7 protein-coding genes and 1 tRNA gene are annotated in these 13925 nt (G+C 65.4%); all 8 read left to right on the forward strand.

Annotation, left to right across the window (positions count from 1 at the left end):
* The first annotated feature begins 20 nt into the window (after positions 1–20).
* The 8 genes from NCCP691_RS05765 to gcvP all read left to right on the forward strand — a co-directional run bounded on the left by NCCP691_RS05765 (position 21) and on the right by gcvP (position 13917).
* Positions 21–1352 (forward strand): efflux RND transporter periplasmic adaptor subunit, encoded by a 1332-nt coding sequence (locus NCCP691_RS05765; protein ID WP_220807299.1) that lies wholly within the window; start codon positions 21–23, stop codon positions 1350–1352.
* Positions 1333–3498, forward strand: coding sequence for a site-2 protease family protein (locus tag NCCP691_RS05770; protein WP_238482338.1), 2166 nt, complete (start codon positions 1333–1335; stop codon positions 3496–3498). The genes NCCP691_RS05765 and NCCP691_RS05770 overlap by 20 nt, the downstream gene beginning before the upstream one ends.
* Positions 3499–3840: 342 nt before the next feature.
* A tRNA-Leu gene (locus tag NCCP691_RS05775) sits at positions 3841–3933 on the forward strand.
* Between the two features lie 360 nt (positions 3934–4293).
* Entirely contained in the window at positions 4294–5547 is a 1254-nt protein-coding gene (locus NCCP691_RS05780) for a putative Na+/H+ antiporter (protein WP_220807300.1), read from the forward strand.
* Between the two features lie 38 nt (positions 5548–5585).
* Positions 5586–8366 carry a cation-transporting P-type ATPase gene (locus NCCP691_RS05785; protein WP_220807301.1) on the forward strand — a complete coding sequence of 927 codons (2781 nt, stop codon included), beginning with the start codon at positions 5586–5588 and terminating at the stop codon, positions 8364–8366.
* Between the two features lie 136 nt (positions 8367–8502).
* Entirely contained in the window at positions 8503–10242 is a 1740-nt protein-coding gene (locus NCCP691_RS21505; protein WP_220807302.1) for a methyl-accepting chemotaxis protein, read from the forward strand.
* A gap of 385 nt (positions 10243–10627) precedes the next feature.
* Entirely contained in the window at positions 10628–11008 is a 381-nt protein-coding gene (gcvH, locus tag NCCP691_RS05795) for a glycine cleavage system protein GcvH (RefSeq protein ID WP_220807303.1), read from the forward strand.
* A 44-nt stretch (positions 11009–11052) separates the two neighbouring features.
* Positions 11053–13917, forward strand: coding sequence for an aminomethyl-transferring glycine dehydrogenase (gcvP, locus tag NCCP691_RS05800; protein WP_220807304.1), 2865 nt, complete (start codon positions 11053–11055; stop codon positions 13915–13917).
* Positions 13918–13925 lie beyond the last annotated feature (8 nt).

Consider the following 13925-nt stretch of genomic DNA (forward strand, 5'->3'; position numbering starts at 1 on the left):
TGAACGCTCCTGGTATTGCAATGTTGGATAACGATTTACTGGCTGTACAGATGGAGCTGGTCCGGCGGGCGCGAGATGCGGATGATCTCGCGGCGCTCCAGTTCATCGTAGTCAACGATACACATCTGTTGACTCCCTATCGGCAGGCTGTCCTGTGGTTCAGGGGAGAGGGCGTGAAAGCGCTATCCGGGGTCCTGGAGCCCGAGCGCAACGCGCCTTATGTGCAGTGGCTGGAGACGTTGTGCAGTGTGTTGCCGGAGAACGAGCCGGCGACTCTCGATGCTTCATCGGCACCGGGTCCTGCCGCCGGAGACTGGGACGAGTGGCTACCGGCTCATGCCGCCTGGCTTCCTCTGCCCTCGTCACCGGGATCCGGCCTGGTGCCCGCAGGCGGATTGCTCCTTGCCCGGGATGAAGCATGGACCTCGGAAGATCTCGGCGCCCTCCGGGAATGGGTCGCGACGTGGCGCGTGATGCACCACGGGAAAGCCTTGCCCGAGCGCCGTCTTGGATGGCGCGCCCGCGCGGCTCGCTTGCGGGCGCGGATCGGCAAACGCGGCGTGGCGTGGATGGCTGGGGTCGCCCTCGTGCTTGCCGTGCCCGTGCCATTGACTGTGCTGGCACCGGGCGAACTGGTGCCCGCGGACCCGATCATGATCCGCGCGCCATTGGACGGCGTAGTGAGCAAGTTCCACGTGAGGCCTAACCAGCTGGTGACGAAAGGGCAGCCGCTGTTCTCGTTTGACGACATCGCGCTGGGCTCGCGCTTCGAAGTGGCCCAGCAGGCACTGCTCACGGCAGAGGCGGAACTGCGGCAGGTCGAACAGCAATCGATGAGCGATCCCAAGGCCAGGATGCAATTGCCCGCATCACGTGGCAACGTCACCGAGCGTCGGGCGGAGCTGGAGCTGCTTCGCGCTCAGCGCGGACGTCTCGACGTCCTGGCGCCCCAGGACGGTTACATCCTGTTTGATGATCCATCCGAATGGACCGGGCGGCCCGTCTCCACCGGCGAGCGCATCATGCGCCTGGCCTCGGCAGACGACCGCGAGATCGAAGCATGGCTGGGAATAGGCGACGCCATCCCGCTGCCAGCGAACGCGGATGCGAGATTGTATTTGTCCGCTTCGCCGCTCGACCCGGTGACAGGGTATGTGCACTTTGTGTCTCACGATGTCACCCGCCGGCCTGACGGACAGTACGCCTATCGCGTCCGGGCGCGGCTGGAGCAGGGCACCTCGCACCGTGTGGGTCTGAAGGGCACCGTGAGGCTGTCCGGCGAACGCGTGGCCCTCGGCTACTGGATCATCCGCCGTCCGCTGGCGACCATACGTGAACTCCTCGGTATCTGACATCCTGCTGCGCGCCGCCGGCGGCGCCCCTGCCAGGCATGCGCCGCCATGGCCGCAGCTGCGCCAGGAACTGGCCCTGCACCCTGGCCCCAGCCTGCGAAACGGACAGCCGTCGTGGACCTTGCACGACCCGGTGCGCAACCTGTACTTCCAGCTCGACTGGTTGAGCTTTGAAGTCCTGGCCAACTGGGACCTCGCGGATGTCGCGGCGATAGCACAAGCGATCAGCGAAGCGACGACCTTGCGGCCCACCGTGAAACAGGTGGAAGGCGTCGTTCGGTTCTTCGGGCAGAATCAGCTTGCCGCGGTACCCGGCGCAGACAATTCGCGCGAGCTTGCTGCCATGCTCGCTCGCGGGCGACATCGATGGTGGCAGGTGCTGCTGCATCACTACCTGTTTTTCCGGGTGCCGCTACTCAAGCCGGACGCCTTGCTCGGCTGGCTGATGCCCCGGCTCGCTTTCCTGTTCAGCCGCGGTTTCCTCAACCTCAGCTTGCTGGCCGGCCTGACCGGCGTGATGCTGGTGTACCGTCAGTGGAGCGAGTTCAGCAGTACCCTGGTGGATAACCTGAGCTGGTCGGGCGCGGCGGCGTGGGGAATGGTACTGGTTCTCGTCAAGGTGTTGCATGAATTCGGTCACGGACTCATGGCCAAGCGCTATGGCTGCCGGGTGCCGACCATGGGGCTGGCTTTCCTCGTGCTGTTCCCCATGCCCTATACCGACGTCAACGAGGCGTGGAAATTGCGATCGAGGCGTCAAAGGCTGTTGATCGGCAGCGCCGGGGTGCTGACGGAGCTGGTGATCGCGGCATGGGCCACGCTCTTCTGGGTTTTCCTGCCAGACGGCGTGCTGCGCCACATGGCATTCCTGCTATCGACCACGACGTGGATCAGCACGCTGGTGGTCAACTGCAGCCCGTTCATGCGTTTCGACGGCTACTTCCTGCTGTCGGATTTTCTTGAGTTGCCCAATCTGCACGCACGCTCGTTTGCACTGGCACGCTGGAAGCTGCGGGAACTGCTGTTCGATTTCAAAGACCCGCCACCCGAACATTTCTCGCCCGGCATGCGGCGAGCGCTGCTGTTCTTTGCCTGGTTCACCTGGATCTACCGGCTTGTCGTGTTCCTCGGCATCGCGGCGCTTGTGTACGGCTTCTTCATCAAGGCCGTCGGCATTCTTCTGTTTGCAGTTGAAATTATCTGGTTCGTCATCATGCCCGTCATGTCTGAAATAAAGGTGTGGAGCGCGCGGCGCGCTCAGGTATTCTCCAGCCGTCGCGCGCGCATCGGCGCGGTGCTTCTGCTGGTGGCGGCCGGTCTTATCGTTCTGCCGCTGCCGGGCCTGGTTCGCACGGCCGGCCTGCTGCATACCGGTCAGGAGTTACCCGTGCACGCGCGTGAAGCTGCGCGGCTGGCGGCATTGCACGTGAAGGACGGTGCGCGGGTGACGTCCGGCACGCCCTTGCTCTCCATGGACGCGGAAGCGGTGCAGCAGAAACTGGCTGCCGTGGAGGGACGGCGGCAGCGCTTTGAAGCGGAAGTGGCGGTGGCAACCTTCAACGTCGAGCGGCGAGTCCAGCTGCAGGTACGCGAAAGCGAATTGCTGACCGCCGAGCGCACCCGCAGCGCGCTGGAATCGCAGAAGCAGGAATTCGAGCCGGTTGCACGGGTCGACGGGACATTCCGCCTGCTCGATCCCGACCTTCGTCCGGGAACCTGGGTTTCTCGCAACGAGCAGGTGGCCACGGTGGTCACGGACGGCGCGTGGACCGTGGAATGCTATGTGGACGAGGAAAGCGTGCACCGCCTGACGGTCGGCGACACTGCACGGTTCTACCCCGACGGGCGCAGCGGTGCGGTGCTCGAATTGCGGGTGGCCGGTATTGACCGGGATGCGGCACACGTGCTTGATCAGCCTGTGCTGGCAAGCCTGCATGGCGGTTCGATCGAAGTGCGGGAAACAGAAGGAAGGCTGATCCCGGAAAAAGCCGCCTACCGCGTGACCCTGGAAGCAGTATCCCCCAACGAAGAGTTCAAGGGGCACACGTGGCGCGGGAAGGTAGTCATGAGGGCAGCGCCGGAGTCGCTTGCTGCGCGCTTTGCACGGGCAGCGCTCTCCCTGCTATGGCGCGAAGCCGGGCTGTGACGTCCCAATCCTTATCACATGAGGGGGCTGTACAGACGCAGGGCAACAGCAATCCGGACAGGAGGCGGCACCGGCATTGCCAAGGAGGCGGTCCGAAAACTCGCTCCCATTTGTCGCCGTGCAAGCTTGCGATTTTGACGACGCCGGCTGCCATGATAGAATCCGGCCGACTTTTCCACGTTGTCGAGCTTTGCGTGGGGCAGCGGAGGGGCTAGTGCTGTAAGCAGGCGCGTGGCTTGCATAGCCGTGGACGCCGGTTCAATTCCGACCCCCGCCTCCATTTCTTCAAAAAAGCGCCCCGTGCGCTTTTTTTTTACCTGCGTGGCTGCAAGTGCTGCGCGAGCCCGAGTGGTGAAATTGGTAGACACAGCGGACTTAAAATCCGCCGCTTACCCGAGAGGGGGCGTACCGGTTCGATTCCGGTCTCGGGCACCAATTAGCAAGGCGCCACCGCTCCGTCGGCCTGCCGGCAAGTTCATCCGTTAAGAATCCCGCCTCGACATTGCCCTGCGCGGCAGGACTTGCTCCCGCTCCATCCGCTTGCGTTATACTTTCCCCGGGTGCTCACATATTCAGTGTGGCAGGTTTTTGCGACGGTCGGGCCGCCTCGCGGCTTCTTGTCGCCCAATGAACGCACGCTACCTGCATCCGATCCTTCATGCCGCGCTCCCGCCGCGGCTCGCCTCCCTTAGACGACCAAACCCCGCGCCTCGCTTTTGCCGCGCGTTCCTCCGCTTTCGGCAAAGCGCCCGCGCCGTCATTTCCATTCACCGATAACAAGAGAGACAACACTACATGAGTGATATCAACCTCATCGCCGCCGTCATTTTCGGGTTGGCCCTCCTGCACACCTTTGCCGCAAAGTCGTTCGAGCGCATCGCCGACCGCAGTCCCCGGCACGCGGGCCTGTTTCACCTGCTGGGTGAAATCGAGGTCGTCTTCGGGTTCTGGGCATTCATCTTCATCGCCATCATGGCCCTCGTCGCGGGGGGAGACCAGGCGATCGAATACCTGGAGTCCCGGCACTACACGGAACCGCTGTTCGTCTTCGTCATCATGGTGGTGGCGGCTTCCCGGCCGGTACTGGAAGCGGTGAAGGCAGTCATCGGCGCGGCCGCGAAGGCGGCGCCGGTCGACACTTTGCTCGCCCAGGTATGGCTGTGCTTTGCGCTGGTACCGCTGATCGGTTCGTTCATCACCGAACCGGCGGCGATGACGCTTGCCGCGCTGATGCTGGCGCGCCTGGTTTTCCGTCCCGGCATGCCGGAGTGGCTCAAGTACGCCGCGCTCGGTGTGCTGTTCGTCAACATCTCGATCGGCGGGACGCTAACCTCATTCGCGGCGCCTCCGGTGCTGATGGTTGCCTCGACCTGGCAATGGGACAGTGCGTTCATGGCCGCGAACTTCGGCTGGAAGGCGGCCGCGGCCGTCCTCATCAATGCGACCGCGATCTCCTGGCTGCTGCGCAAGCATCTGACGGCGCCGGTAGAGGACATGGACGACAAGCCGCAGGTGCGCGTGCCGCCGGTGGTCATGATGATTCACCTGGTGTTCTTGGCCGCGGTCGTCGTGTTTGCGCACCATCCGGTCGTGTTCCTCGGGGTGTTCCTGTTTTTCCTGGGTTATACCCAGGCCTATGCGCAATACCAAAGTCCGCTCATTCTGAAAGAAGGCCTGCTGGTCGGGTTCTTCCTGGCGGGGCTCGTCGTGCTGGGCGGCATGCAGCAATGGTGGCTGCAGCCCATCGTTTCCAGCCTCGAGCCGACTGCCTTGTTCTTCGGCGCGCTGGGGCTGACGGCGATCACGGACAACGCGGCACTGACTTACCTCGGATCCCTGATCGAAGGGATTTCGGATCCCGCCAAGTACATGCTGGTGGCGGGCGCGGTGGCGGGCGGCGGCCTCACCGTCATCGCCAACGCCCCCAATCCGGCGGGCGTCGCGCTGCTGCGGGAAGGCTTCAACGACGGCAGCATCGGCATCGGCGGGCTGCTGGTCGGGGCGCTGCTGCCCACGGCTGTCGCGGCGGCTTTTTTTCTCCTTTTTTGAGCGGATGATCCCGTTCTCGCACTCGTGAGGTGAAGCGCATGGAAACGTCAGGACAGGATCGCGTGACCGCCCGTCACAGCAGTCGCGCCCCGGATTCGACGGAATCGGTCAGCGGCGCTCCCGGCACCGGAAGCGCCGCGCGATCCTGGCATGATCTCGACGCCGCCGAGGCGGTCCGGGCGCTTGGGGCGACCGTGGCCGGGCTGGACGAAACGGAGGCCGCGCGCCGGCTTGCGCAATACGGGCCGAATGCCTTGCCCCCGCCACCGCAGCGCAGCGCGCTGGTCCGCTTTCTCCGGCAGTTCCATAACGTCCTCATTTATGTGCTCCTGGGCGCGGGCGCAATCACCCTGATGCTCGGCCACATCGTCGATGCCGGCGTCATCGTCGGCGTCGTTCTGATCAATGCGGTGATCGGATTCATCCAGGAGGGAAAGGCGGAACAGGCGCTGAACGCCATACGCAAGATGCTGCCGCTGCAGGCGCAGGTGCTGCGCAATGGAAGACGGGAGATGGTCGACGCCGCCAGCCTCGTCCCGGGCGACGTCGTCTTCGTCTGTTCCGGCGACAAGGTGCCGGCGGACATGCGGTTGCTGGAAACGCGCAGCCTGCGCGTGGGCGAGGCGGTCCTGACCGGGGAATCGGTGCCGGTCGAGAAGCAGGCGGAATCCGTCGCCGCGGAGTGCGAACTCGGTGACCGCACCTGCATGGCGTATTCGGGAACACTGGTCACGTACGGGCAGGGCACGGGCATCGTGGTGGCAACCGGGGCGGCGACGGAGATCGGACGCATCAGCGGGATGCTTGCCAATGTCCAGGAACTGTCCACGCCGCTGCTCAGGAAGCTGGGCGACTTCGGACGCCGGCTGACGTGGGCGATACTTGCCGCGGCAGGGCTGATGTTCGCCGGCGGTACGCTGCTGCGGGGCTACTCGGCCAACGAAATGTTTCTGGCCGCGGTCGGTCTCGCGGTCGCGGCCATCCCGGAGGGGCTGCCGGCGATCATGACGATCACGCTCGCCATCGGCGTACGCCGCATGGCGGGACGCAACGCGATCATCCGTCGCCTTCCCGCGGCCGAGGTGCTCGGCTCGGTGACGGTGATCTGCTCCGACAAGACCGGCACCCTCACAAGAAACGAAATGACCGTGCAGCGCGTGCTGATCGCGGATGAAAGCTTCGAGGTCACCGGTGTCGGTTATGCGCCGGAAGGCGGATTTGGCAGCAAGGTGCTCGAAGCGGATGTCGCGTCGCATCCGGCGCTGCGAGACCTCGCGAGCGCGGCCGTGCTGTGCAACGATGCCAGCCTGCGTCTCGTCGAGGGCGTGTGGCAGCTCGCGGGCGATCCCACCGAGGGCGCCCTGGTCACGCTTGCAATGAAGGCCGGCGTGGACCATGAATCCGAAAAATCGATGCTGCCGCGCACCGACGTCATTCCATTCGAGTCCGAACACCGTTTCATGGCCTCGCTTCACCATGACCACCTCGGCCATGGTTTCGTATTTTTGAAGGGAGCGCCGGAGCGCGTGTTCGAGCTTTGCTCGATGCAGCGTCAGCAGGGGCACGATGTCCCCCTGCGTCGGGAAGACTGGCTGGAACGGATGGATGAGGCGGCGGCGGCCGGCATGCGACTGCTGGCCATCGCTGTCCGCCGTCAGCACGAGGTCGCGCGCGAACTGGTTTTCGCGGAGGTCGAGGCCGGTGGATTCACGCTGCTCGGCGTGGTCGGGATATCGGACCCGCCACGGGAGGAGGCCAGGCGGGCTGTCGCGGCCTGCCTCGCCGCCGGCATCAAGGTGAAGATGATCACCGGGGACCACGTGGCGACTGCCGCGGCCATCGGCAGGCAGCTCGGCCTCGCGCCGGATATCCGGGCCATGGCCGGTTCCAGCATCGAGGCGCTCGACGATGCCGCGCTGCAGGCGGTGGTGGCGAAGACCGACGTGTTTGCCCGCGCAAGTCCGGAACACAAGCTGCGGCTGGTCGGCGCCCTGCAGGCGCAGGGCAACGTGGTTGCCATGACCGGCGATGGCGTGAACGACGCGCCGGCGCTCAAGCGCGCGGATGTAGGCGTGGCGATGGGCTGCAAAGGGACCGAAGCCGCGAAGGAAGCGTCTGAGATCGTGCTGGCCGACGACAACTTCGCATCCATCGTTGCCGCCGTCGAGGAAGGGCGAACCGCCTTCGACAACATCCGCAAGGCCATGCTTTTCATCCTGCCGACGAACGGTGGCGAGGCCGGCATGGTCCTCATCGCGGTGCTGCTGGGGATGGCCCTGCCGATCACGCCGGTGCAGATCCTTTGGGTGAACATGATCACGGCGGTCACGCTGTCGCTCGCGATCGCCTTCGAGCGGTCGGAGGCCGACACCATGCGTCGTCCGCCGCGCGACCCCGGGGAGGCCCTGCTGTCGCCGTATCTGGTCTGGCGCATCGCGTTGGTCTCGGCGCTGCTCGTGGCCGGGAGCCTCGGTCTGTTCCTGTGGGAGAGCGCCAACGGCGCGGAGCTGGAGGCCGCCCGCACCGCCGCCGTGAACGCGCTCGTCATGGGCGAGATCGCCTACCTGTTCAACTGTCGGCATGTGACCGCCTCGTCGCTCAGCATGGAAGGCCTGTTCGGCAACCGCTACATCCTCGCGGCGATAGGCTTGCTCGTTGTATTCCAGCTGCTATTCACCTATCTGCCTGCGATGCAGGCGCTGTTCGGCACGGCGGGCCTGGAGGCGGGCGCGTGGATCAGGATAGGCGCGTTCGGGATCGTCCTGATGCTCATCGTCGAGCTGGAGAAGTGGCTGTTCCGGGGCCGGCGGTCCGCATAGCCGGGCCTGCTTGCAGCCATCCTGACGGCATCACAATTTCTCCGGCAGGCTAAATTTCGCTTCCCCACGCCCGTAAACGGCATGGGGGAATGCTCCCCGCATCCGGTTCGGACCATTAAAACAAAAAAGGGGACATATGAAACTGTCACGATTGGCAATCGGCGCGCGGCTCGCGGTCGGCTTCGCGCTTGTGCTGGTGCTGCTGCTGGTCATGGGCGGTGTCGGCATCCTGCGGATGTCGCAGGTCGAGGAGCGGCTGGAGAACATCGTCGGGAAGAACTATCTGAAGACCGAACTGGTGTCGACGATGGCGGAGTCGGTGCACGTGGTGGCGCGGGTCAGCCGCACCGTGGTCCTGATGAGCGATCCGGCAATGATCGACGCCGAGCTCAAGAAGATCGATCAGGCCAGGCAGACCTACGACACGGCGCTTGCCGCCCTCGAAAAGCTTGCCGGCACGCCGGAGGAGCTGGACTTGCGCAAGAAGATCGGCGGCATGCGCGAGACCACGCGGGCATTGAACAACCAGGTGGCCGAGTACGCGAAACAGGACCAGGACCTGATGGCCACGCAACTGCTGATCAAGGAAGCGGGAACGGCAACCGCGGCGTGGCAGGCGCTGCTGGACGACTACATCAAGCTCCAGAAGCGCATCAACCAGGAGGATCTGGACACGGCCAGGGCCGCCTACCAGGCGGCGCTGGTGCAGACGCTGGCGCTGGCGGCCATCGCCATCGCGCTCGGCATCGCCGCCGGAATCGTGATCACCCGCAGCATCCTGGCACAGCTCGGCTGCGAGCCGCACGAGGCGGTCGACGTCGCCAGCCGCATCGCCGCCGGCGACCTGAGCGGGGAGATCAGTCTCGGCAAGGCGCGCCAGGGCAGCCTGCTGCATGCGATGAAGCAGATGCGGGATAATCTCGCGCGCATCGTCGAGGAAGTGCGGGCCGGCACCGAAACCATCACCACCGCGTCGTCTGAAATCGCCTCCGGCACCCAGGACCTGTCCTCGCGTACCGAGCAGCAGGCCAGCTCGCTGGAAGAAACCGCCAGCTCGATGGAAGAGCTGACCTCGACCGTCAAGCAGAATGCCGACAATGCGCAGCAGGCCAATTCGCTCGCCCGCAGCGCGTCCGAGATCGCGGAGAAGGGCGGCGCGGTGGTGGAAGAGGTCGTCGCCACCATGGGATCGATCAACGCCTCCTCCCAGAAAGTGGTGGAGATCATCAGTGTGATCGACGGCATCGCCTTCCAGACGAATATCCTGGCGCTGAACGCGGCGGTGGAGGCGGCCCGTGCCGGCGAGCAGGGGCGCGGCTTCGCGGTGGTGGCGGCGGAGGTGCGCAACCTGGCCCAGCGCTCCGCGTCGGCGGCCAGGGAGATCAAGGCGCTGATCGCGGATTCGGTCGACAAGGTCGGTCAGGGCGCCCGCCTGGTGGACGGTGCCGGCGAAACCATGCGCGAGATCGTCACGAGCGTCAGGCGCGTGACCGATATCATGGCCGAGATTACCGCCGCCAGTCGCGAGCAGACGTCGGGCATCGAGCAGGTCAGCCACGCCGTCAGCCAGATGGACCAGGTGACGCAGCAGAACGCAGCGCTGGTCGAGCAGGCGGCAGCGGCTGCCACCGCCATGCAGGAGCAGGCCGCCCGCCTGGCCGATGCGGTCCGGGTTTTCAATACCGGCCGGGCCGCCGCCGCAGCAGCAGCGCCGGCGCCGGCGCCGGCAAGGGCGGTCGCACCGGTAAAGCGACCCGCGCCGGCGGTCGTGCCGGTAAAGCGTCCCGCGCCGGCGGCCGTGCCGGCCCCGAAAGCGGTTGCGCAGCTCCGCCGGCCGGCGGCGACGGCTGCGGGCGAGGACTGGGAAGAGTTCTGAGCGAGGGGGCGGGCGCGTGCAACGCGCGCCCTGTCGAGCGGCCGCTTGCCCGCGCCGGAAGGCGGGGAACGCGGCCGCTTTTCATTTGTCGGAAGAAACCGTAGGGGTCGGGGCAGGCGGAATTTTCCGATTTTCAAAAATCAAAGCGAAAGCGTCGCGGACTTTGTTTTTCAAAATCCGGGTGCGGTCAGGTTTTTGGAATTCGAATAATCTGCCGCAGCGATTGAGCGCAAAAGCAAGCCGGAAATCTCTACAATCACGCCGCATCCGGCGCACGCTGTCACTTCGGTAAGATGGCGGGGTGCGCGTCGTTCCGGCCTCGCATCCGGCCGGCACAGCTGACACAACAACAATCCCCGCATTCAACCCATCAGGAGATCAGCAGATGAGCAAGACCGTGTACACGCAGGAGCATGAATGGCTGCGCATGGAAGACGACGGCACCATCACCGTCGGCATTACGGATTATGCGCAGGACCACCTCGGCGACGTGGTCTTCGTCCAGCTGCCGGAAGCCGGCAAGACCTACGCCAAGGGCGATGAAGCAGCCGTGATCGAGTCCGTCAAGACCGCCGGCGAAATCATGATGCCGGCCGACGGCACGGTTACCGAGATCAACGGCGTGCTGGCCGACGAGCCGGGCAAGGTCAATGAAGACGCCCTCGGCGCAGGCTGGTTCTTCAGGTTCAAGCCGTCGCAGGCCGACGCGCTGGCAGGCTTCCTCGACGAGGCCGGCTACAAGGAATACATCGCTTCGCTCGGCTGACCGGGCGTTCCGCAACTCACATCCATATCGTCACAGAGGAAAACATGGTTCAGAAACGTGCCGCGTTCGACACCTTGCAGCAACACGCGGATTTCATCGAGCGCCATATCGGGCCGGCCGACGCCGATCAGCAGGCGATGCTCGAAATGCTCGGCTTCTCCTCGATGGAAGCGTTCATCGGCAAGGTCGTCCCCGGCACGATTCTCAAGCATGAGCCCCTGGCGCTCGGCTCGCCGCGCAACGAGCCGGAAGTGCTGGAAGAGCTGCGCGAGATCGCCTCGCGCAACAAGGTCTTCAAGTCCTTCATCGGCATGGGCTACTACAACACCCACACGCCGCCGGTCATCCTGCGCAACCTGCTGGAAAACCCCGCCTGGTACACCGCCTATACCCCGTATCAGCCCGAGATCTCGCAGGGCCGGCTCGAGGCGCTGCTGAATTTCCAGACCATGATCTCCGATCTGACCGGCCTGGAAATCGCCAACGCGTCGCTGCTCGACGAAGCCACCGCCGCCGCCGAGGCGATGACCTTCTGCCAGCGCGTGGCCAAGAGCAAGAGCAATGTCTTTTTCGTTTCCCGCGAATGCCTGCCGCAGACGATCGACGTGGTTCGCACCCGCGCCGAGCCGATCGGCATCGAGGTGGTGGTCGGCGACCATCGCAGCGATCTCGATGCGCTCGACTGCTTCGGCGTGCTGCTCCAGTACCCGGCTGTCGACGGCGACGTGCATGACTATGCCGAGACCGTCCGGAAAGCGCATGCGAAGAATGCGCTGGTGGTGGTGGCCGCCGACCTGCTGGCGCTGACCATGCTCACGCCGCCGGGCGAGTTCGGCGCCGACGTCGCCATCGGCACTGCCCAGCGTTTCGGCGTGCCGCTCGGCTACGGCGGCCCGCACGCCGCCTACTTCGCCACGCGCGATGCGAACAAGCGGGTGATGCCGGGCCGCGTGGTCGGCGTGTCGATCGACAGCCATGGCGACAAGGCCTACCGCCTGGCGCTGCAGACCCGCGAGCAGCATATCCGGCGCGAAAAGGCGACCAGCAATGTCTGCACCGCGCAGGTGCTGCTGGCCAACATCGCCAGCATGTACGCCGTCTACCACGGCCCCGCAGGCCTGAAAACGATCGCGCAGCGCGTGCATCGCCTCGCCTCGACGCTCGCGGTCGGGCTCGGCAAGCTCGATTGCGAAGTGCGCACCGCCGCGTTCTTCGACACCCTGACCGTGCGCGTGAATGGCCGCGCGGCCGCGATCCACGACAAGGCACGGGCTGCCGGCATCAATCTGCGCGAGATCGACCAGGACACGGTCGGCATCTCCGTCGATGAAACCACGACCGCCGCCGACATCGACACCCTGTGGTCGCTGTTCGCCGGCGCCGGCCAGGCCGCGCCCGCGTTCGCCGAGTGCGAGGCGCAGGCAGAGGACCGCATTCCCGCGGGACTGGTGCGCGGCACGGCCTTCCTGACCCATCCGGTGTTCAATACCCATCACTCGGAAACCGCGATGCTGCGCTATCTGCGCGCGCTGTCGGACAAGGACCTGGCGCTGGACCGCACCATGATCCCGCTCGGCTCCTGCACCATGAAGCTCAATGCGACCACCGAGATGATTCCGGTGACCTGGAAGGAGTTTGCCGCGATCCATCCGTTCGCGCCGCTCGACCAGGCCGAGGGCTATCGTCAGCTGACCAGCGAGCTGGAGCAGATGCTCGTCGCCTGCACCGGCTATGACGCCGTGTCGCTGCAGCCGAACGCCGGCTCGCAGGGCGAGTACGCCGGCCTGCTGGCGATCCGCGCCTATCACAAGAGCCGCGGCGAGGGCCATCGCAATATCTGCCTGATTCCGAGTTCCGCCCATGGCACCAACCCCGCGACCGCGCACATGGCCGGCATGCAGGTGGTGGTGGTCGGCTGCGACGCCAGCGGCAACGTCGACGTCGCCGACCTGCGCGCCAAGGCAGAGAAACATGCGGCCGACCTCGCGGCGATCATGATCACCTATCCGTCCACCCACGGCGTGTTCGAAGAGGCGGTCGGTGAAATCTGCGACATCGTGCACGCGCACGGCGGCCAGGTGTACATCGACGGCGCCAACATGAACGCGATGGTGGGCCTGTGCGCGCCCGGCAAGTTCGGCGGCGACGTGTCGCACCTGAACCTGCACAAGACCTTCTGCATTCCGCACGGCGGCGGCGGCCCCGGCGTCGGCCCGATCGGCGTCAAGTCGCACCTGGCACCGTTCCTGCCCGGCCACCGCATGCTGGAGCGCCGGGAAGCGCCGGTCTGCGCCGCGCCGTGGGGCAGCGCCAGCATCCTGCCGATCAGCTGGACCTACATCAAGCTGATGGGCGCACAAGGACTGAAGCAGGCCAGCGAAGTCGCCATCCTCAACGCCAACTACATCGCGCGCCGCCTGTCGGCGCACTATCCGATCCTGTACAGCGGCGAGGGCGGCCTGGTGGCGCACGAGTGCATCGTCGACCTGCGTCCGCTCAAGGACACCGGCGTCACCGTGGACGACGTCGCCAAGCGCCTGATGGACTTCGGCTTCCACGCGCCGACCATGTCCTTCCCGGTGCCGGGCACGCTGATGATCGAGCCGACCGAGAGCGAATCGCGTGAAGAGCTCGACCGCTTCTGCGACGCGATGATCGCGATCCGGGACGAGATCCGCGCGATCGAGAACGGCAGCATCAGCGCCGAGGACAGCCCGCTGCGCCATGCGCCGCATACCGCGATGGATATCGCCGGCGAGTGGGACCGGAAGTATTCGCGCGAGCAGGCCGTGTTCCCGGTGCGCTCGCTGCGCGGCAACAAGTACTGGCCGCCGGTCGGCCGCGTGGACAATGTCTACGGCGACCGCAACGTGGTCTGCTCTTGCCCGCCGGTCTCCGACTACGAGTAACGTCACCC

The sequence above is a fragment of the Noviherbaspirillum aridicola genome (assembly GCF_019656455.1).
GTDB lineage: Bacteria > Pseudomonadota > Gammaproteobacteria > Burkholderiales > Burkholderiaceae_D > Noviherbaspirillum > Noviherbaspirillum aridicola.

Coding starts and splice junctions, on each gene's coding strand:
- gcvH (WP_220807303.1), top strand. CDS start 10,628: ATGAGCAAGACCGTGTACACGCAGGAGCATGAATGGCTGCGCATGGAA.
- NCCP691_RS21505 (WP_220807302.1), top strand. CDS start 8,503: ATGAAACTGTCACGATTGGCAATCGGCGCGCGGCTCGCGGTCGGCTTC.
- NCCP691_RS05765 (WP_220807299.1), top strand. CDS start 21: ATGTTGGATAACGATTTACTGGCTGTACAGATGGAGCTGGTCCGGCGG.
- gcvP (WP_220807304.1), top strand. CDS start 11,053: ATGGTTCAGAAACGTGCCGCGTTCGACACCTTGCAGCAACACGCGGAT.
- NCCP691_RS05785 (WP_220807301.1), top strand. CDS start 5,586: ATGGAAACGTCAGGACAGGATCGCGTGACCGCCCGTCACAGCAGTCGC.
- NCCP691_RS05780 (WP_220807300.1), top strand. CDS start 4,294: ATGAGTGATATCAACCTCATCGCCGCCGTCATTTTCGGGTTGGCCCTC.